Annotated in this window: 1 protein-coding gene; it reads right to left on the reverse strand. The window is 60.5% G+C overall.

What is annotated here, in order from left to right:
• On the reverse strand, window positions 1-1,041 hold a 1,041-nt coding region (locus tag ACFWPJ_RS33605; protein ID WP_378857668.1), incomplete at its 3' end, for a class I SAM-dependent DNA methyltransferase.
• Window positions 1,042-1,074: the final 33 nt, after the last annotated feature.

Consider the following 1,074-nt stretch of genomic DNA (forward strand, 5'->3'; position numbering starts at 1 on the left):
ACCGCCAGGGGGCCATGCCTCACCGGCTCCGGCAACTGCGTCGCGCTTGGCCGACACAGCGTCCGCCTTCGCCTTCCAGACGGTGCCGATCAACGGGGCAAGAAGGACTCGGAATGCGTCAGAATCGCCGTACTGCTTACGGACTGGCGCCGAGGACGCGAGCTTGTCCAAACCTTCGTAGGTGAGCTCGAACCGCAGCTTCAGCGGCCGCTCCACAGTTATGCGGCGGTATCCGAAGTCCTCATTGTTGAAGACTTTCACCTTGCTGTGCAGCGGGTGAGTCGGATCCTTAGCGACCGTTAGCGCATCTCCATACAGCCGCGTGATCTCCTGAATTTGCTGATCGCTCAGCTGCTTACGCTTGTCACCCAACGACTTCCGCATCTTCACCCAGTAGTCCCGCGCATCCAGCAGCACCACTTTGCCCTGATGGTCCGGCTTCTTACGGTTGGTGAGGATCCAGAAGTACGTGGAGATTCCGGTGTTGTAGAAGAGCTGATCCGGCAGCGCGACAACAGCTTCCAGCCAGTCATTCTCGATAATCCAACGGCGAATATTGGACTCGCCGGATTCGGCGGCACCGGTGAACAGCGGGGAACCGTTGAAAACAATGGCGATGCGGCTACCACCCTCACCGGCGGCGTTGACCGGCTTCATCTTCGAGATCATGTGCTGCAGGAACAGCAACGAGCCGTCGTTGATTCGCGGCAGGCCGGCGCCGTAGCGACCAGCATCACCGAGGTTATCCGCCTCCCACTCGACATCGTCCTTGATCTTCTTCCACTCCACACCGAAGGGGGGGTTGGCGAGCATATAGTCGAACTTGGTCTTGGGGTGGCCGTCGTTGTCGTCGAGGGAGTTGCCGAGGACGATGTTCTCGGAGTCCTCCCCCTTGATAATCAGGTCGGAGCGGCAGATCGCCCAGGATTCCGGGTTCAACTCCTGCCCGTACAGATCCACCGTCGCCTGGGGGTTCAAAGCGGTGATGTGAGCCTCCGCGGAGCTCAGCATGCCACCGGTACCGCAAGCCGGATCGAGCACACGCCGAACCACACCGGGCACCCCGAGCAAGTC

It is taken from the genome of Nocardia sp. NPDC058497 (assembly GCF_042720195.1).
Taxonomy (GTDB): Bacteria; Actinomycetota; Actinomycetes; order Mycobacteriales; family Mycobacteriaceae; genus Nocardia.